The 19,702-nt window shown below is 70.6% G+C and carries 13 protein-coding genes; 7 read left to right on the forward strand and 6 right to left on the reverse strand.

Annotated elements, in window-relative coordinates; translation table 11 throughout:
- Positions 1 to 182 precede the first annotated feature (182 nt).
- Genes ON26_RS01685 through hpt form a run of 4 tightly spaced genes read left to right on the forward strand, consistent with a single transcriptional unit; the run spans position 183 to position 4,399 of the window.
- Positions 183 to 1,646, forward strand: coding sequence for a D-alanyl-D-alanine carboxypeptidase/D-alanyl-D-alanine-endopeptidase (locus ON26_RS01685; protein ID WP_083883661.1), 1,464 nt, complete (start codon positions 183 to 185; stop codon positions 1,644 to 1,646).
- Positions 1,647 to 1,659: 13 nt separating this feature from the next.
- Positions 1,660 to 2,778: an Rv3626c family coenzyme F420 biosynthesis-associated protein gene (locus ON26_RS01690; protein ID WP_040794149.1), complete on the forward strand. Its 1,119-nt coding sequence runs from the start codon at positions 1,660 to 1,662 to the stop codon at positions 2,776 to 2,778.
- 10 nt (positions 2,779 to 2,788) lie between these two features.
- On the forward strand, positions 2,789 to 3,805 hold the full coding sequence (gene tilS / locus ON26_RS01695) for a tRNA lysidine(34) synthetase TilS (RefSeq protein WP_245545685.1): 1,017 nt from the start codon (positions 2,789 to 2,791) through the stop codon (positions 3,803 to 3,805).
- Between the two features lie 36 nt (positions 3,806 to 3,841).
- A complete protein-coding gene (gene hpt, locus ON26_RS01700; RefSeq protein WP_040794150.1) occupies positions 3,842 to 4,399 on the forward strand; it encodes a hypoxanthine phosphoribosyltransferase in 558 nt (185 codons plus the stop codon).
- 3 nt (positions 4,400 to 4,402) lie between these two features.
- Here the strand turns inward: hpt and ON26_RS01705 are convergent, their stop codons facing one another.
- From ON26_RS01705 to ON26_RS01720, 4 genes are all read right to left on the reverse strand, one after another.
- Complete coding sequence (locus ON26_RS01705; RefSeq protein WP_051026508.1) at positions 4,403 to 6,694, reverse strand: protein kinase domain-containing protein; 2,292 nt, start codon at positions 6,692 to 6,694, stop codon at positions 4,403 to 4,405.
- A complete protein-coding gene (locus ON26_RS01710; RefSeq protein WP_085998931.1) occupies positions 6,691 to 8,727 on the reverse strand; it encodes a serine/threonine-protein kinase in 2,037 nt (678 codons plus the stop codon). The genes ON26_RS01705 and ON26_RS01710 overlap by 4 nt, the downstream gene beginning before the upstream one ends.
- Positions 8,728 to 10,148: 1,421 nt before the next feature.
- Entirely contained in the window at positions 10,149 to 11,045 is an 897-nt protein-coding gene (locus ON26_RS01715; RefSeq protein ID WP_040794151.1) for a LysR family transcriptional regulator, read from the reverse strand.
- 449 nt (positions 11,046 to 11,494) lie between these two features.
- Positions 11,495 to 13,036 carry an aldehyde dehydrogenase family protein gene (locus ON26_RS01720; protein ID WP_040794184.1) on the reverse strand — a complete coding sequence of 514 codons (1,542 nt, stop codon included), beginning with the start codon at positions 13,034 to 13,036 and terminating at the stop codon, positions 11,495 to 11,497.
- Positions 13,037 to 13,269: 233 nt separating this feature from the next.
- Here ON26_RS01720 and ON26_RS01725 point away from each other — a divergent pair, with 233 nt between their 5' ends.
- Positions 13,270 to 14,658 (forward strand): PucR family transcriptional regulator, encoded by a 1,389-nt coding sequence (locus ON26_RS01725; RefSeq protein ID WP_083883664.1) that lies wholly within the window; start codon positions 13,270 to 13,272, stop codon positions 14,656 to 14,658.
- Here the strand turns inward: ON26_RS01725 and ON26_RS01730 are convergent.
- Positions 14,589 to 14,852 (reverse strand): DUF2277 domain-containing protein, encoded by a 264-nt coding sequence (locus ON26_RS01730; protein ID WP_040794152.1) that lies wholly within the window; start codon positions 14,850 to 14,852, stop codon positions 14,589 to 14,591. The genes ON26_RS01725 and ON26_RS01730 overlap by 70 nt on opposite strands.
- A gap of 141 nt (positions 14,853 to 14,993) precedes the next feature.
- Between ON26_RS01730 and ON26_RS01735 the strand changes: the two genes are divergently transcribed.
- Positions 14,994 to 15,935: a DUF1266 domain-containing protein gene (locus tag ON26_RS01735; protein ID WP_245545686.1), complete on the forward strand. Its 942-nt coding sequence runs from the start codon at positions 14,994 to 14,996 to the stop codon at positions 15,933 to 15,935.
- A 36-nt stretch (positions 15,936 to 15,971) separates the two neighbouring features.
- Here the strand turns inward: ON26_RS01735 and ON26_RS01740 are convergent, their stop codons facing one another.
- On the reverse strand, positions 15,972 to 16,925 hold the full coding sequence (locus ON26_RS01740; protein ID WP_051026511.1) for a hypothetical protein: 954 nt from the start codon (positions 16,923 to 16,925) through the stop codon (positions 15,972 to 15,974).
- A 323-nt stretch (positions 16,926 to 17,248) separates the two neighbouring features.
- On the opposite strand from ON26_RS01740, the gene ftsH reads away from it, so the two are divergent.
- A complete protein-coding gene (ftsH, locus tag ON26_RS01745; protein ID WP_040794153.1) occupies positions 17,249 to 19,696 on the forward strand; it encodes an ATP-dependent zinc metalloprotease FtsH in 2,448 nt (815 codons plus the stop codon).
- The last annotated feature ends 6 nt before the right edge of the window (positions 19,697 to 19,702 follow it).

Consider the following 19,702-nt stretch of genomic DNA (forward strand, 5'->3'; position numbering starts at 1 on the left):
GCCATCTCCTCCTGTGCTTCATCTGGGGGCGCGAGCAGGCGCGCTGCCGACTCGCCCGACTGTCGGGGAGAACGGTAGCCGAACACCGATAGTGTGAGTGGTGCGGATACGGGTGCGCCGGGCGGGTGCGCGGTGGGCGGAGTCAGGGAGACGACGGGCACGTGGTTGGGAACGACAAGAGGATCGGCGACTTGGCCACGCGCAGGCGCAGACGCCTGTGGATTTCGGTGGTCGCGACGTTCGCCGTGCTCGCGCTGCTGGCGGGGACAGCGGCGCTGGTGGTGCGGCCGTGGACCCCGGAATTCCGGCACGGCGGACTGACCATCGCCGAATCACCCGCACCGGTGAAGGCCTTCCCCCGGCTGCAGCCCGCCGACGGCAACGGCGCGCCCAGCCCGGCCGCGGTGGCCGCCGCGCTGGCCGAGCCGATCACCAACCCGGACCTGGGGGATTTCTCCGGCGTGGTCACCGACGCCGAGACCGGGACGACGCTGTGGAGCTCCGACGCCGACGAGCCCCGAATCCCCTCCTCCACCAACAAGGTGCTGACCACCGCGGCCGCGCTGCTGGCGCTGCCCGCGGATCAGCGGCTGGTCACCAAGGTCGTCGCGGGTGCCGCGCCGAACGAGCTGGTGCTCGTGGGCGGCGGCGATCCGACGCTCACCGCCCAGCCGGACGGCAAGGGGTATTACCCCGATGCGGCCGAACTGTCGGATCTGGCCGATCGGATCCGGGCGTCCGGGCGCACGGTCGACACCATCGTGGTGGACACCTCGCGCTACGCCGGGCCGACCATGGCCCAGGGCTGGGTGGACATCGATGTGCAGGAGGGGTCGATCGCGCCGATCGAACCGGTGATGATCGACGGCGGCCGTGCCGAGGCGCTGGTCGAGTACTCCCCGCGGACCACCACCCCGGCGCTGGACGCCGGACGCGCCCTGGCCCTCGCCCTCGGGCTGGATCCGAACCGGGTGCGGACCGGGACCGCCGAACCCACGGCCGCCGAGGTGGCCTCGGTGTCATCGGCGCCGCTGCGCGACCGCCTGCGCGCGATGATGCTGCACTCGGACAATGTGCTCGCCGAGACCATCGGCCGTGAGATCGCGCTGGCCACCGGCCACCAACCCACCTTCGACGGCGCGGCGGCCGCGGTGCGCGCGACGCTCGAGGGTGCCGGCTTCGATCTGACCGGAGTGGTGCTGCACGACTCCAGCGGCCTGTCGACCGACGACCGGCTGCCCGCGCGGCTGCTGAACGACATCCTCGCCGCCGCCGCGCAGGCAGGCGGCGAGATCCCGGAGTCCGGCGACGGTCCGACCGCCGCCACCGCCACCGCGGCGAGCGGCGGCACCGATGCGGACACCGCCGACCACGCGAAGCTCACCCCGCTGCTGGACGCGCTGCCTGTCGCGGGCGCGACCGGGTCGCTGAGCTCGCGTTATGTCCAGCAGAACCGGGAGGGCGCGGGCTGGGTGCGCGCCAAGACCGGAACTCTCACGGTTGCCAGCACGTTGGCCGGGTATGTGCTCGATCGAGACGGGCGGGTGCTGACCTTCGCGTTGATGTCGAACGATCGGCCGCCGGAGGTGAGCAGACCGGCGCTGGACGCCATCGCGCGCACATTACGCAATTGTGGATGCTCGTGATGGGTGGTTGACCATGTTCGAAGGTGCTGACAGGGCAGACCGGACGACAGCGGCGAATTCCGCGTCGGGCGGGCAGGGCAGGCGCGGATCCGGGCTCTCCGCCCCGGTCGACTGGCGGCTGGCCGCGCGCACCGGCGCCGCCCTGGTCCCCACGGGGCCGAGCACGACCAGAGCCGCGGCCGAACAGGTGGTCGCCGAACTCGCGGCGGCCTCGGTGCGCGCCGAGGGGCCGGTGCGCGAGGTGAGCGGTCTGCTCGACGACCGGCCGATCCCGGAGGCCAGGATCGTGGACCGGCCCGGCTGGATCAGCGCGGCGGCCGACTCGATGTCCGTGCTCACCGGTCCGGCCGGGCCGCAGGCCGGCCTGCCGGGCAAGTTTGCGGGCAAGCCCGCCGGTGTGCAGGCGGGCGCGATGCTGGCCTTCCTGTCCACCGCCATCCTCGGCCAGTACGACCCGTTCACCGGGGCGGACGGCACGCTGCTGCTGGTCGCGCCCAATATCGTCGCCGTGGAGCGCACGCTGCGCGTCTCGCCCGGCGACTTCCGGCTGTGGGTGTGCTTGCACGAGGTCACCCACCGGGTGCAGTTCTCCTCCGCGCCGTGGCTGTCGGGCTACATGCGCGACACCGTCGACGTGTTCGGTGACATCGGTGACGACACCATGCCCAAGATGCTCTCCCGGCTGCTCGAGGAGGTGCGCGACCGCAGGCGCGGCGTGGCCTCCGATGATCCCGCCTCGCGCGGCATCATCGGCCTGCTGCGCGCCAGCCAGGCGGAGCCGCAACGCCAGGCGCTCGACCGGCTGCTGATGCTCGGCACGCTGCTGGAAGGGCACGCCGATCACGTGATGGACGCGGTCGGCCCGGCCGTCGTCCCGACCGTCGCCCAGATCCGCGCGGCCTTCGACCGGCGCAGGCAGCGCCCGGCCAATCCGGTTCAGCGGCTGCTGCGGGCGCTGCTCGGCATGGACGCCAAGATCGCCCAATACGTGCGGGGCAAGGCCTTCGTCGACCATGTGGTCGGCCGGGTCGGCATCACCGAGTTCAACGCCGTGTGGACGGACGCGACCACCCTGCCGCGTACCGACGAGATCGAGGATCCGGACCGGTGGATCGCGCGCGTGCTCGGGTGAGTAGCGCGGCGTGAGCGGCCCGCCGTTCCGGTTGCCGGAGACTCCGGCCGCGCTGGTGCTGCGCCGTGCCGTGCGGTCCTGGCTGGCGGAGTTCCTGCCGCCGGACGCGCCCGCGGTGGCTGTCGCCCTGTCCGGCGGCGCCGACTCGCTGGCACTCACCGCCGCGGCCGTGGTGGAGGCGGCCGCGCGAGGGCTGCCGGTGGACGCCCTGATCGTCGACCACGGCTTGCAGGCCGGTTCCGATCGGATCGCCGCCGAGGCCGCCGCCACCGCCCGCAGTTTCGGCGTCCGTGGGGCGCGGGTGCTCACCGTCCGCGTCGGCGCCGAGGGCGGCCCCGAAGCCGCCGCCCGCACCGCGCGCTACGCCGCTCTCGAATCCGCCCGTGCGGGCCGCCCGGTCCTGTTCGGTCACACCCTCGACGATCAGGCCGAGACCGTGCTGCTCGGACTGGCCCGTGGCTCCGGCGCCAGGTCGATCCAGGGGATGGCCGCGCACACCCCGCCGTGGGGCAGACCGCTGCTCGGCGTACGTCGAGCCGAGACCCGGCGGCTGTGCGCCGATCTCGGGCTCGTCCCGTACGACGACCCGCACAACGCGAGCGCGGAGTTCACCCGGGTCCGGGTGCGCACCGAGGTGCTGCCGCTGCTCGAGGACGTACTCGGCGGCGGGGTGGCCGAAGCGCTGGCCCGCACCGGAGCGCAACTGCGAGAGGATTCGGCGGTCCTCGACGCGCTCGCCGCCGATCTGCTGGCGCGGGCGAGCGACGATGCGGGCGCGCTGTCGGTCGAGACGCTCGCCACCGCACCCGCCGCGCTGCGCAGACGGGTGATCCGGGCCTGGCTGCTCGCCGGTGGCGCTAATGCCTTGACCGGCAAGCATCTCCACGCCGTCGACGCGTTGATCGCCGACTGGCGCGGTCAGGGCGGAGTGGCCGTGGGCGGCGGAACAGCGGAGGCGAGGTTGGTCGCCGCGCGCGAACGTGGCAGGCTGACACTGCGCAGGCACGACCGATCGCCCGCGCGGTGAACGTGCCGCGAACACAGGGAAGGGAAACCATTACACGTGTACGGGGACGACATCGCATCGGTGCTGATCACCGAGGAACAGATCGCCGCCAAGACCGCTGAGCTGGCCGAGCTGATCGCCAAGCGCTACCCGCCGGGCTCCTCGGACGAGGATCTGCTGCTGGTCGGCGTGCTGAAAGGCGCCATCTTCTTCATGACCGATCTGGCCAAGGCACTGCCCATCCCGACCCAGATGGAATTCATGGCCGTCTCCTCCTACGGATCGTCGACCTCCTCCTCGGGCGTGGTGCGCATCATGAAGGATCTGGACAAGGACATCGCGGGCCGCAATGTGCTGATCGTCGAGGACATCATCGACTCCGGCCTGACACTGTCGTGGCTGATGCGCAACCTGTCCACCCGCAACCCGGCCTCGCTCGAGGTGGTGACCCTGCTGCGCAAGCCCGACGCGCTGCGCACCCAGGTGGAGGTCGCCCACGTCGGCTTCGACATCCCCAACGAATTCGTCGTCGGCTACGGCCTGGACTACGCCGAGCGCTATCGCGACCTGCCCTACATCGGCACCCTGCACCCCAAGGTCTACGGCGGGGCCTGAGCCTCACCCCGGGACGGTGCCGGCGCCGGTGCCCGGCGGCGGCGTCAGCACCCGTTCCAGCGCGGCCAGATCGCGTTCGATCGCGCCGAACAGCAGGTAGACGGCCACGAACATGACGATGCTGCCGATGCACAGCACCCGCACCGCCACGATGATCCGATCGATGTCCTCGGCGGGCAGCAGGGTGACACCCGCGACCGCCAGCAACGGGATCGACGCGGCGACCAGCAGATATCCGACGCATCGGCGCTGCAATCCACGCAGCAGCGCCACATCCCCGGCGCTCGCCGCATCGTGCCCCAGCAGCATCGGATAGATGCAGCGCACGATGTAGAAGCCGACCAGGAAGAACGGATACGCCAGCGCGATCGCCCCGCACACCGCGTGCGAGGCCAGGAAATGCGCGAAGGCGTGCGGGACGAGTTGTTCGCCCGCCAGCGCCACCCCGATCGGGTAGGTCACCGCGCTGATCATCCAGAACCCGAACGCCACCAGCACGCTGCGATCACCCAGCAGGATCGCCGACTTGCGCGCCCGCGCCAGTTCCGCGGGCGGGTACTCCACGCCGCGGCTCAGCCCGCGCGGCACCGTGATGACCCGGCGGGACCAGTACGTCAGCAGGATCGCGGCCAGCCCGAAGGACAGCACATTGGTGATCGGTGTCGACGTCGCGAACAGCTCTTGGGTGTGCTGCGACAGCCGCCCGGTGACCAGTGCCCGATCGTGGTCGATGTTGTACAGCGAGGCGAGCAGGTTCGGCACCGCCACCGCCGCGACCACCAGGGGGACCCGCCACGGCCGCAACCGCCGCCGCCAGCTGTCCGGCGGCGGGTCGACCAGATCCCTGGCCCGCTGGTCCAGGCAGAGGTCCAGTTGCTGGGCGAGTACCGCGGCGTCGGCCCAGCGGTGCCGCGGGTCGGGCTCCAGGCAGGTGCTCAGCACCCGGTGCAGGGCGGGCGGGCAGTCGCCGGGCAGATGCGCTGCGGCCGCCGGCCCGGTGGTCCGGTCGCCATCGGCCGATATCGGCGTGGGATCGAGAACTTCGGTGTGGCACGGGGATTCGCCGGTCAGTAGTTCCCAGAGCAGTCGGCCGAGCGCGTGGATGTCGTCGGCGCCATCCGGCGGGCGGGGCGTGGCGGCTGGGGACGACGGGGAATGCTGCTCGGCGCGTGCGGAATTCGCGGCCGGGACGGGGGTGAGGGCGAAATCGGCCAGCTTCGGCACACCCTCCGCGGTGAACACGACATTCGCCGGTTTGATGGCGCGGTGCGCGGCGCCGTTGCGGGCGGCGTAGTCGAGGGCGCTCGCCAGGCCGCGGCCGATCCAGGCGACCGTCTCCGGCCAGCTCAGCTCGGCCAGTGCGCGCCGGACCGACGAATCGGCGGGGGCGATCTCGCCTTTCGCCTCCATCGCGGCGTCGACCGCGTGCAGCAACAGCGCCCCGCTCGGGGGTTCGGGATGGGCGCGGCGCAAGGCGAGCAGTTCCTCGGCGGTGCCGCCGGGCAGGTACTCCATCCACACCAGCGCGGCGGTGTCGGCGCCGGGCATTCGCTGGTCGTAGACGCGCACGATGTGCGGGTGGTCGAAGCGCGCCATCGGGCGCGGGCCGCCACCCGCCCGATCGGTCAGCCGCAGGGCGACCAGGCGCTGCATGGAGATCTGCCTGGCCAGGAACACCCGGCCGGAGGCGCGGGCACCCAGCTCGGTGCGCAGTTCGAAATCGCCGATCCGGTCGCCCGGCTGCGCGCGGGCGATGTCCTCGGCTCGAAGCCCTGTCCTGCCGCCCGAGTCCGCCACGGCCGCGATCGCGGAGTCCCCATCCGGTTCGGTGCTCGATGCCCCCGGGTGGCTCCGATCCACCGTGATCGGCCCCGCGGTGACCGTGGAAGTCGGGTAGGCGCACGTGGCGTCGTCCGGTGCGCCCGCCTCGCCGGGCGAGACACGAGTGGTCTCCTCCGGTGTGTCGGCGTGGCGGACAGCGGTGTGCGCGCCGTGGTCGGCGTGCGTGGCCGGGTCGGCGGGGTGGGCCGGGTGTTCGTGGGGCAGCGTCGAAAATGCCGTGGAATCGGACAACTCCGGGAACTCGCGGCGGTAGTCGTCGATGTCCTTGGCGAGTCCGGGCCGGGCGGCGCGCTCGCGCATGTCGGCGCGGACGAGGGCGATCAGGACCGCGCGACGGGCGTACGCCGCGCTCGGCGCGAAATCGGCGGGGTGCGGCGGTTCGCCGCCCTCGTGGAGGAACGTCCGCCAGTGCGCGCCGAACCGGGCGACGGCTTCGGCGACCGGGTCGGTCACGAGCGCGGCTCCGCCGGGCCCGCGCGGTCGGTGTCGCGGCGGGCCGACTCCGGCGCGACCACCCGCTCGAGCGCGTGCAGATCGGCCTCGAGCGCCCGGAACAGCAGGTAGGACCCCACGAAGGCGACGATGGCGCCGACGCACAGCACCCGGACCGCGACGATCACCTGCGGAATGTCGGCGGGCGGCAGGAAGGTCACCCCGGCCACGGCCAGCAGCGGCACCGACGCCGCGACGGCCAGGTAACCGTTGCAGCGCCGGTCCAGCGCCCGCAGCCGGACCGCGTCTCCGGCGCTGATCTCGCCGTGCCGCAGGAAGATCGGATAGATACAGCGCACGATGTAGAAGGTGGCCAGGAAGAACGGATACGACGCCGCGATCGCGCCGCACACCACCAGCGAGGCCAGGAAGTGGATGACCGCGTTGGCGGTGATGCCGCCGGTCGACAGTTGCAGCGCCAACGGGAAGGTCAGCCCGGCCAGCACCCACAGCGCGAACGGGATCACCACCGCCCGCTCGCCGAGCAACAGCGCGTCGTTCCGCGCTTTTCGCAGCGTCTCGGCGTCGTAGCGCTTGCCCTTGCGCAGCCCGCGTGGCACCGCCAGCACGGCTCGCGACAGATAGGCCACCAGGAGGAAGCCGAGCGGGAAGAAGATGCTGTTCACGAGCCCGGTGATGATCAGGAAGGTGCGCTGGGCATCCACCTCCATCCGCGAGACGATCAGGGTCTGGTTGTGCTGGATGTTGTACAGCGAGGCGAGCAGGTTCGGTACGCCGATCGCGATCACCAGCACCGGGATGATCCACGGCCGCAGCCGCAGCCGCCAACTGCCCGGCTTGGGGTCGACCAGCTCCCTGGCCCGCTGATCCATGCACAGGTCGAGCTGTTTGGCGACCACTTCGCCGCTCGCCCAGCGGTTCTCGCGATCGGGTTCCAGGCAGGTCAGCAGGACGCGGCGCAGCGCGGCCGGGCAGTCCGGCGGCACTCGCTCCAGCGCCGACGGGTCGACGCCGAGTGCGCGGCGCTCCAGCATCGCCTCGAGCGTCGTGTCGTCCCCGCGATCACCGATGCCCGCGGTGGAGTCGTCGAAGGGCTTGGCGCCGGTCAGCAGCTCCCACAGCACCACCCCGAGGGAGAAGATGTCGGCGCGGGTGTCCAGATCGGCCGCCGAGCGGGCGCGGCCGGGATGACAGGCCTCCAGCTGCTCGGGCGACATGTAGGACAGCGAGCCGCCGAAATAGGCGACCGGGCTGGCGCCGGCCACATTGCGGCTGAAACTGATGTTGAAGTCGGCCAGCTTCGGCACGGCCTCGGCGGTGAGCAGCACATTCGCCGGTTTCACGTCCCGGTGCAGCACCTCGTGCGAGGAGGCGTACTCCAGCGCCTCGGCCAGCCGGCGGCCCAGCCAGGCGACCGTCTCCGGCCAGCTCAGCGCCGCGATCTCGGCGCGCACACTGGAATCGGTCGGCCGGATCTCGCCCTTCTCCTCCATCGCCGCGTCCACCGCGGCCAGCAGCAGTTTGCCGTTGCGTTCGGCGGGCGGCGTGGTGCGCACCCAGCGCAGCACACTCAGCAAGGTGCCGCCCGGCAGGAACTGCATGTACAGCAGGCGCAGCCGCCGCGCAGCCGCCCCCGAGCCCCGCTGGGCGTCCATCAGCCGCTGGTCGAAGACGCGAACGATGTAGTCGTGGTCGAGCTGGGCCAGCGTCTGCGCCTCGGTGCCGTGATCGGCCGAGATCTTCACCGCGACGAGCCGCTGCATCGATCGCTGCCTGGCCAGGAACACCCGCGCGAACGCCCCGCGGCCCAGACCGGTGAGCAGGTCGAAATCGCCCACCCGCCGACCGACGTGGATCCGGTCGAGCGGATCGGTATCGGTGTCCTGCGTCCCGCGTCCGGTCGAGGTCGCCGTCGGTTCGGTGGCCGCGGCCGTGTCTTCGGCCGTCGCGGCCGGATCGGCGTCGGCGACGGTTGCCGCGTCGGTGTCCGGGCCGGGAGTGCGGGCGGTGGGCCGAGCGGGTTCGGCCGACAGGGTGGACTCGGCGCCGGTGTCAGGGGCGAACGCGGTGGTGGACTCGGCGCCGGTGTCAGGGGCGAACGCGGCGGTGCCCTCGGCGAAGGTATAGGTGGCGGTGGCCTCGAACGAGGCATAGTCGGCGGTGGCGGCCGTGGCGTCGGTCGCGGCGGTGGGGTCGGTCGCGACCGTGGCGTCGGCATCGGCGGCGGGGGAGTCGGTGGCACCGGCGGAGTCGGCGGCGGCTGGGGAGTCGGCGGTACCGGGGGAGTCGGCGGCGGTGGGGTGCGCGGCAGCCGGGGATTCGGTGGCTGCGGTGAGGTCGGCTGCGGCGGTGGGGTCGGTCGCGACCGTGGCGTCGGCATCGGTGACGGTGGAGTCCACGTCGACAACGCCGGTTTCCGCGTCGGCGGTCTCGGTGACGTCGGTGTAGAAGGTGACGTCCGCGTCCTCGATATCCGCATCGCCACGACCCGCGGCGACCGTGGCGTCGGAGTGGGTGATCGCGGCGGTGGCCTCGGGTCCCGGCGAACCGGGCGACGGCCGGCTCCGGGCTCCGGTCGGATCGATATCCGTCGGCCCGCCCGCGTCCGCTCGGGCCGGACGCGCCTGTGGGGTGCGCAGGGTCGTGGAGGCGGGGGCATCCGGTGCGACCGAACCGTTCCCGGCCAGGTAGGTGGTGTCGTCGGCGGGGCCGCCCTCGTCCGGGCGGGCGCGCCGGGTGCTCTGATCCGGGTCGTCGGCATTGAGCAGTTGGCGAAGGGCGTCGGCCTGGGCCGGGTATTCGCTCAGGCAGGTGCGCGGGTCGAGATGTTCGCCGCTGTGCCTGCGCACGACGAATTCCTCGAACACCAGTCCGGCGGGGAGGCGGTCGCGGTCGAGCTCGGGGAATTCCTCGCAGTATTCGGCCAGTCGTTTGCGCTGGGCGGCCCGGCCCGCGTTCGCGGCGGGCAGGCCGAGCCAGCGGTAGCGCAGATCGATCCGGACCAGTTCGATGAGCGCCTCGGTGCGCAGGGTGTGCGCATCGGGCAGGAAGTCGGCGATCCGGGGCAGGCGGGCGGAGCGTTCGGCGATCGGTAGCTGGTCCACGGTGGCCCAAGCGGCGGTGAACGCGCTCACCACACCGGCGTCGATCCCGAGCGCTCTGTCGGCTCCGCGTAAACCGGCGCTCGTGGGAACACTTCTCTCGGACTCGGCACTCATTCTCGGACCTCGAGGCTGAGCGGGTGGCGCGTACCCCCCGCGCTGGTCGGCAACGAGCTGTGCCGGATTGCGACCACCCGACGGATTCGTCCCCGCGTGGTACTTCGAATGATACGTGCCCGACGGGCCTGATCTGGCAGTTCAGCGCTGATCCGGCAGTTTGCCCCCGATGCGGTCGTCGCGCACGCGGGGGCGGGGCGATCGCTCGCTTGCGCCGGCGACCGCATCCGCGTGGATCAGCTCGCGACCGGCTGGGGCTGGTGCTGCAGCGTGGCGAAGCCGCCCTCGGTCGCGCGGCCCGCGAACTCGAGAATCGTCGGCCGGGTGTCGTCGGCACGCCAGGCGACCGCCAGCTCGCAGGGCGCGATGCCGCTGAGCGGCCGCGCGGTGAGGCCGGGCCACCGGTACATGGGCACATTGTTCTCGGCCAGCAGGCACACGCCGAGACCGAGGCTGACGGCTTCGAGTTTGTCCTCGGGGGTCGCCGCCTCGGCGCCGATCTTGGCTGCCCGCCCGCCGCGCGCGTCGTTGCCCAGCCAGAAATCCCGCACGGCGCCGGCTTCGGCGGGTAGTGCGATGAACGGCTCGTCGAGCAGATCGGCGAAGTCGATGACCTCCTGCCCGGCGAGCGGATGGTTCTCCGGTAGCAGCACCCAGCGCGGCTCGCTGCGCAGCACCTGCCAGCGGTAGCGGTTGGAGTCGGGTAGCGGGAGCCAGACCAGCGCCAGGTCCGCCTGCCTGCCCGCCAGCCCACTGGAGGCGTCGTTCCAGGAGGCGGCGTGCAGGGCCAGCCGGTAGCCGCTCGCGCTCTCCAGGTCGTTGAGCAGCCCGCGGCCGAGCGCGGACTGGATGCCCACGCGCAGCACCTCACCCGCCTCCTGCAGCGAGACGTTGGTGACCTCCCACAACTCCAGGATCTTGCGCGCGCCCTCGAGCAGTTCCTTGCCCGCGACGGTCAGCGCCACGCTGCGCTGATTGCGATCGAACAACACGACGTCGAGCTGACGTTCCAGCTGACGGATCTGCCGGGACAGGGTCGGTTGAGCGATGTGCAGCCGCTGAGCGGCGTTGGTGAAATGCAGTTCCTCAGCGACGGCGACGAAATACCGCAGGTCGCGCAAGTGCGGGTCCATAGCCCTTTGCTATCAGAATCGGTCTTGAATTTCCAGCCTTATCAGGCCGAGAAGTCTGGATTACGCGAGCGAAACCGTCCAGCGGTTTGTTACTCGACAGCATAGAGGGTTCTGTGGTGATTCGCACCATGCCTGCGGGCGAACTGTGAGCAGCCTTGCTCGCGTTCGCGGCGGCGCGGCAGATCTGGACACTTGACCAGCATGAATGGGGTGGACGGCCGCTGTTCCCGCGCCGCATCGGTGGCGAGACCACCGGTCTCGGTAATCGAACAGAAAATGGAACCGGACGGAAAGTTTCGACGCGAAATCCGTTGAAGTGATCTTCATCACATTATGTGTAGTGGGCTGCCGGAATGGGTCCTGAAACGACGAAAGCGCTGTGATCCACGACGAGGTCGTGAACCACAGCGCTTTGCGCCGAAGACGGCCGGACGCGGCCGGCGCGACGGCTAGGACTCGCTGTTGCGCTTCAGTTCCAGCAGCGCGGGGACATTGAAGCGGCGCAGGCCACGCGCACCGGCCAGTCGCATCGCGCCCACCGCGGTCAGCAGGTTGGGCAGCTTCACCGGGTACCAGAAGAGTTCGCGTTCCTGAGTCGGCATGATCGGCTTGGTGATCGCCTTCTGCCTGCAGTACTTTCGCACGCCGGCGGCGCCGCCCCATCGCGCGCCGACGCCCGACAGGCCCCAGCCGCCCATCGGCAACGCGAAGCTGAACAGGTTGGCGAACACGTCGTTGATGTTCACCGCGCCCGCGTTCAGCTGACGCGCGATGCGCTCGCCGCGATCCTTGTCGCCGGTCCAGACCGACGCCGACAGACCGTAGATCGAATCATTGGCCAGCCGGACGGCCTCGGCCTCGTCGGCCACCTTGATCACCGGCAGTGTCGGCCCGAAGGTCTCCTCGGTGATGCAGCTCATCCCGTGGTCGACATCGACCAGCACGGTGGGCTCGAAGAAGGTGCCCTGGCCGGTGCGCTTGCCGCCGGTGAGCACCTTGGCGCCCGCCGCGACCGCCTCGTCGACGTGGCGCTGCACGATCCGCACCTGGTTCTCGTTGGCGAGCGCGCCCAGATCGTGCTCGACCGCGCGACCGTCGAGACCTTGGCGCAGCGCGGCGACCTTCTCGGTGAGCTTGGCGACGAACTCGTCGTAGACCGGTTCCTCGACGTAGACGCGCTCGACCGAGATGCAGACCTGCCCGGCGTTGAACATGCCGCCGAAGGCGATGCCGTTGGCGGCGCGCTCGAGATCGGCGTCGGCCAGCACGATCGCCGGATCCTTGCCGCCCAGCTCCAGGCTGTAGGGGATCATGCGCTCGACGCAGGCGGCGGCGATCTTGCGGCCGGTCGCGGTCGAACCGGTGAACTGCACGTAGTCGACGTTGTCGATCACCGCGGCGCCGGTCGCACCCGCGCCGGTGACCACGGCGAAGACCGGCGGCGCGCCGATCTCCTCCCAGCCCCTGGCCAATTCCAGGGCCGAGAGCGGAGTGACTTCCGAAGGCTTGAGCACCACGGTCGCGCCCGCGGCCAACGCCGGGAAGACGTCCATGATCGGCATGGCGAGCGGGAAGTTCCACGGCGTGATCACGCCGACGACCGGATAGGGCCGGTAGGCGACGGTCAGCTTCTTGACCCGCGCCAGCGGGCTGTGCGGCGAGGGATGCTCGTCGGCGAGGAACTTGGCCGCGCGCCGGGCGTAGAAGCCGATCAGATCGGCACCGAAGGACGGATCGATCAGCGCGTCGCCGCGCGCCTTGGCCGTCTCGGACTGCAGCACATCGGCCAGGTGCTCGGTGTTGTCGATGATCCAGTCCTGGAACGCCAGCAGCCACTTCTTGCGGCCGTCGGGGCCGAGCGACTCCCAGCCGGGCTGGTGCTTGCGCAGTTCGGCCACGGTGGCGGCGACCTCGTCGGCGGTCTGTACCGGCACCGTGCCGACGATCTCCCCGGTGCCCGGATTGCGCACCTCGATCACGTCCCGGCTCACGGCCTTTTCTTCGGCGTCCTGCTGCGCGGCGCTGCCGTCGGCGGCCTGCTCGGTCACGACCTGCTCGATCGCGGACTCGGTGTTGGTCACTGCTGTCTCTCCCACTGACGTCGTGCTGTGGACATCGCCCGTGCGCCGACCCTGTGAGTCAGCTCACTGAACTATGATCGTGACACAATACAAGGGGACTTTCTTGGCCCATTTTGTCAATCGGATCGGGTCTATTTGTGACGGTGAGACAAAATCCGGAGGCGCACCGGCCGGAGAACGGGCCACCGGGCAGGAACGGTCCGGTGGTCGTCGCCTGGCTGGCCGACTACGTCTCCGACACCATGCGCTCGGACACCCTCGAACAGGTCGTCGCCCGGCTCGACAGGGTCATCGTGGCCAAAGTGCCCGAACTCGCCGACCGCGACATGAGCCGCGACCTGGCCGCCAGCACCCGCGCCCACACCAGGACCATGCTGAGCAACCTCACCAGCGACAACTTCGAGTTCAGCCTGCCGCCCGAGGCGCAGGCCTTCGCCCGCACCATCGCCCGCCGCGGGTTCGACCTGCGGGTGCTGCTGCGCACCTATCACGCCGGCATGGAGGCCGTGCTCGAATACATGAACGAGGCGGTCGAACAGCGTGAGGTGCCGCGCGAGATCGAACGCGCGGTCATGCTGCGCATGTTCGATCGCACGACCAAATGGATCAGCATGTCGGTGGAACTGCTCACCGACACCTATGTCGAGGAGCGCGAGCGGGTACTGCGCGCCGCGCTCAACCGGCGCACCGAGACCGTGCGGGCGCTGCTGGCCGGGGAGGATCTCGACAGCGATCAGGCCGCGGTGCGGCTCGGCTACCGGCTCACCGGCCACCACCTGGCGTTCGTGCTGTGGACCGATCAGGGCGAGCCCGGCGGCGACGCGGAGGTGACCGACCTGCTCGACCGGGTCGCCGCCCGGGTGGCCACCGAACTGGGCAGTGCCCGGCTGCTCACGGTGTCCTCGGGGGCCAGTGGGATGTGGGCGTGGGCCGGACTCGACGATCTCGCCCACGCCGCCGATCTCGCGGCGCCCGGCCGGATCGAGCAACTGCTGGCGGGCTCGGTCGACGAACCCGTACGGATCGCCTTCGGGGTGCCCGGCGCGCGGATCACCGGATTCCGGTCCGGGCACCGCGAGGCGATGGCGGCCCGTCAGGTCGCCGAGCGCGGCGCGGGCGGCAGGCGGGTGGTGGCCTACCGGGACGTGGAGATCGCCTATTTGGCCGGCGTCGACGCCGAGGCCATGCGGGGGCTGATCGAACGGGAACTACGCGCGCTGGCGGGCGCGGAGGAGAACGCCGTCCGGCTGCGCCGCACCCTGCACACCTATCTCGCCCAGCAGCGGAGTCCCGAGGCGACCGCGAAAGCGCTCGGAGTCCACAAGAACACCGTGCGCTATCGGTTGCAGCGCATCGAGGAACTGCTCGGGCATCCGATCGAGCAGCGCGGTCTGGCGCTCGAGGTCGCGCTCACCTGCCTGGCCGCCTACGACGGCGCGGCGGACCTGCTGCCGCCGCCGTCTCAGTCGGCGACGCCCTCCCTCATCCGCGCCCGGCGCGCGGGCGGCTCGACGCCGTCCGCGCTCGGGTGATTCGGGAGTTCGGCGAGCAGCGTGGTCGTCGCGGCCGCGATGGTCGCCACGGCCTTGTCCACCGCGGCCTTGGTGGTGGTGGACAGGCCGGACACACCACCGACCTTGCGCACGTATTGCAGTGCGGAAGCATAGATTTCCTGCTCGGTAGCGGCAGGTTCCAAACCGCGCAGGCGGGTGATGTCACTACACATGGGTGCACATTAGCTCGCCGAAAGCCGAAGTGGGACCGCAAGAATCCGCCTGCTTCCGAATCTGCCGCAATATCTGCGAAGAAATCCCCGCCGGGGCGATAACGGCGCTCCCGCACCGCTCCATGGTGAACAATCGTGGGCATGCCTGTCCGCGGTATACCCACATTGACGACCTTCCCGTACGAAGAGCTCGACAAGCGGGAGGAGGACCACTGGTCGGGCGCCGCCATTTCCGATGACGAGTTGCGTGCGCTGGCGCTCGGTGGCTACTACTCGACGCGCTGGGACGCCTTCCACGACGCGCTGCTGCTCGGCCCCGAACGTGAGCACCCGCTCGGGGATCGGCGCGAACTCGCGATCGACACGCTGACCGGCGCGTGGGGAATCACCGACGGCACCGAGGCGCAGGCCTCCATGGAGCAGTTGCTCGACGGCATGCACGCCCCGCTGTACGCGTTGGTGAACCCCCTGGTGAAGGCCTCGATCAATGCCAGCGAACGCGATCGCTTCGGTGAGCGCGCCGACCGGCACCGGGCCTTCCTACGACAGATCGCCTCGTTCCGCGGCATGGACAACCCGGAGTCGCTGGTGCGTGACTACGACATCTGGGCCCAGGCCATCAAGATCGGTTTCACCGACCATCTCGCCCGCCCGCTACCGGCCGACATCCACGCCTGGGATCTGGCCAGGGTCGTCGCGGTCGCCCGGATGGCCTTCACCGCCGGATACATCGAGGCCGATGTGGCCTGGGGGTATCTGATGCGCGCGCTGCCGCTGGCGCAGCGCAAATACCGCAACTGGCGCCAGTTCGGCGACGCCTACCTCACCGGCTGGACCTACTGGCAGGCGTGCGAGGACCTGGCCGAACTCAAGAACGGCGGCGTCGACCGGCGGCTGGAACTGCTGCGGTTGTGGATCCGCCCGACCAGCCCGTGGCGGCGCATCGAGCTGAACGGGCCCAAGCCCGAGGTGGGACCCGACCCGCTCGAGGACACCGATCCGCTGGACCGGATCGACCGCGGCGAACAGCCGGGGGGCGACGCGGCCGGAGATACCGGCGAACCCGGCACGACCGGAGTGTGAGCCGGTCCGCGCCGGGCAGACCGCGGGGCGGGTGAATCAGCCCGCGTCGGGCAGCGAGCGCAGGATGCCGCGTCCGTAGCGCTGGAACTGCACGTCGTCGACCATCCCGAGTGAGTGCCGCTCGACCAGGAGTTCCCACTCGGCGTACAGCTGAGCGACATCCGGGTCGGGCGGTCCAGCCGAACCGTCGACGGCCTCGCGGCGTACCGCGAAGCTCACCGCGAGCGCCACCCGTTCCATATCGGCCCGGTCCGCGCCGGTGAAGCGCAGGGTGAGATGGCCGTCGTTGATCTCGAGGCCGGTCTCGCCGCGCGCGGCGCCGATCTCGCCGGGCGCCCCGGCGGGCGTCTCGGTGGAATGCGCGTACAGCACCGCGGCGACCGGGAATTCGTGGGCCCAGCCGTTCTCGGGATCGAGCGAGACGAACAGCACCCGGGAAGTGGTGGCGGCCAGCAGGCCGGGACCGGCGGCCGGGCGCGCGGTGGCCACGGTCGTCTCCAGGACGTATTCGTCGGGCCGGACGAAGTGGTGCAGCGCGGCGATGCCCGCCTCCGCGCCGGGACGCCGGGTCATCCTCGACACCGCGCGGTCGACGTCGCCCCTGGTCGGACCGTCCTCGCCCCACACGGGTGCGGGCGGATCCAGCTCGGGTGCGGCGATGTCGATCCGCTGCGCGTTCAGGATCTGGTCGTTGATGCGCTCGATGATGCGGCCCGCGGCGGGCACGTCGTGCTCGGCGATGAGGACCGGCAGCGGGGTGCGGTCGGCGGGTACGCCGGTGAGCACCGGGGCGGGGTGGCGCAGATAGATCTCGATGACGACGGCGTCGTCGGCCCGCCTGCTCAAGCGGACCTTCAACAGTTCGTCGACGGGAACGTCCAGGACGCGTTCACCCTCGGCGTCGCCCTCGCCACCCGGACGGAGAACGATCAGACGTCCGTGCCCGTGCCGCACGATCGCGGTGGGCGTTCGTAGCTCGACTATGTCCATACCCCCTGCGCTCCGTTTTGTGTCGTCGCTCACGATAGGCCGAACATGACATGCTTGTGTCCACTCGAGGTAAACCGGTGCGGAGAATCGGGAACCTTCGCTGTTTCCCGGTCGTTTACCTGTCGAACCGCACCGATTGCCGAACGGCGCGATGTATCGAGTAGACCGTACGCGGTAACCTGGCATGTCCGCATCCGATTCCCTCAGCGGACGGAACCCGGGTGCGAAATGCCACACGCTGTGCTCGATGTATCGCTGCTCGATGGATCACTCGGCAAGAACCCGGAGAAACCGGAAAGGACTGGCCGCCCGGCCTACGCTCTATGAACCGCAAGACAGTGTTTCGCACCCTGGCCATAGTCTCCGGCATCTTGCTGGTGATCTATGCGTTCAGCTACTTCGGAGACGACACGCGCGGCTGGCAGAGCGTCGACACGTCGGTGGCCTTGAGCCAGCTCCAGGACAAGGGCAATGTCGAGAACGTCCAGATCGACGATCGCGAGCAGCAGCTGCGCATCGATCTGAAGAACGGCAACGACGCCACCGAGGGTTCCGACAAGATCATCGCCAAGTATCCCGGCGGTAGCGAGACCTCCTCGAAGATCTTCGACGCCGTGCAGGCATCCGGCGCGCCGTACAACACGGTGGTCAAGCAGGACAGCTGGCTGGCCCAGATCCTGCTGTTCGTGCTGCCGATGGTGATTCTGCTCGGCCTGTTCATCTTCGTGATGGCCCGCATGCAGGGCGGCGGCCGCGGCGGCATGATGGGCTTCGGCAAGTCCAAGGCCAAGCAGCTGTCCAAGGACATGCCCAAGACCACCTTCGCCGATGTGGCCGGCGCCGACGAGGCGGTCGAGGAGCTCTACGAGATCAAGGACTTCCTGCAGAATCCGGTGCGCTACCAGGCGCTCGGCGCGAAGATCCCCAAGGGCGTGCTGCTCTACGGCCCGCCCGGCACCGGCAAGACCCTGCTCGCGCGCGCGGTCGCGGGCGAGGCGGGCGTGCCGTTCTTCACCATCTCCGGTTCGGACTTCGTCGAGATGTTCGTCGGCGTCGGCGCCTCCCGGGTCCGCGACCTGTTCGAGCAGGCCAAGCAGAACAGCCCCTGCATCATCTTCGTCGACGAGATCGACGCGGTCGGCCGCCAGCGTGGCGCGGGTCTCGGCGGCGGCCACGACGAGCGCGAGCAGACACTCAACCAGCTGCTCGTCGAGATGGACGGCTTCGGCGATCGCACCGGCATCATCCTGATCGCGGCGACCAACCGCCCCGACATCCTCGATCCCGCGCTGCTGCGCCCCGGCCGCTTCGACCGGCAGATCCCGGTCGGCAATCCCGACCTGGCCGGCCGCCGCGCGATCCTACGGGTGCACTCGCAGGGCAAGCCCATCTCCCCGGAAGCCGACCTCGAGGGTCTGGCCAAGCGGACCGTCGGCATGTCCGGCGCCGACCTGGCCAATGTGATCAACGAGGCCGCGCTGCTCACCGCGCGCGAGAACGGCTCGGTCATCACCGGCGAGGCGCTCGAGGAATCGGTCGACCGCGTCATCGGCGGCCCCCGCCGCAAGAGCCGCATCATCAGCGAGCACGAGAAGAAGATCACCGCCTACCACGAGGGCGGCCACACTTTGGCGGCCTGGGCGATGCCCGACATCGAGCCGGTCTACAAGGTCACCATCCTCGCGCGCGGGCGCACCGGCGGTCACGCCATGACCGTGCCCGAGGACGACAAGGGCCTGATGACCCGCTCGGAGATGATCGCCCGCCTGGTCATGGCGATGGGCGGCCGCGCCGCCGAGGAGCTGGTGTTCCACGAGCCCACCACCGGCGCGTCCTCCGATATCGACCAGGCCACCAAGATCGCCCGCGCGATGGTCACCGAGTACGGCATGAGCGCACGCCTCGGCGCGGTCCGTTACGGCCAGGAGCAGGGCGACCCGTTCCTCGGCCGGTCGATGGGCATGGCCTCGGACTACTCGCACGAGGTGGCCCGCGAGATCGACGAGGAGGTGCGCAACCTCATCGAGGCCGCGCACACCGAGGCGTGGTCGATCCTCAACGAGTATCGCGATGTGCTCGACGATCTGGCCGTCGCGCTGCTGGAACGCGAGACGCTGCACCGCAAGGATCTGGAGCAGATCTTCACCGGCGTCACCAAGCGCCCGCGCATCACCGCGTTCAACGATTTCGGCGAGCGGATCCCCTCGGACAAGCCCCCGGTGAAGACCCCGGGCGAACTGGCCGCCGAGCGCGGCGAGCCCTGGCCCCCGGAGCAGTCGCAGGGTGCGGCGGCGGTGCAGGTCGCGGCCAAGCGGCTGGAGCCGGTGCCCGCCAACGGGCATGCGGCGCCGCCCCAGGGCGCCCCGCAGGCGGGTGGCCATCAGGGCCAGGCGCAGGGCGGCTACCAGGCGCAACCGCAGTACGCCTACCCGCAGCCGGGCTACACCCCGCCCACCGAGAGCTATCCGCGCCCCGGCGCGCCCACCCAGGGTTCGCGACCGGACTACGGCGCCCCCGCGGGCTGGTCGGCTCCCGGCTGGCCGCCGCGCGAGGATCCCGCACAGCAGGCGGGCGCCGCCGGTTACGGCGGCTGGGGCCGGCAGCCACAGCCGGAACAGCCACAACCGCCGCAGGGCTTCCAGCCGTGGGGCGAGCCGAAGCAGGGGGAGACCGCGGGCCAGGAAGGTTCGGCCTACGACGACCCGTCGCGTCCCGGCCCGGGCCACGACGACGACCGCCGTGACTGGGACGGGCCGAACGGCCGGAACTGATCCGGT

Source organism: Nocardia higoensis NBRC 100133 (genome assembly GCF_000308595.1).
Classification (GTDB): domain Bacteria; phylum Actinomycetota; class Actinomycetes; order Mycobacteriales; family Mycobacteriaceae; genus Nocardia; species Nocardia higoensis.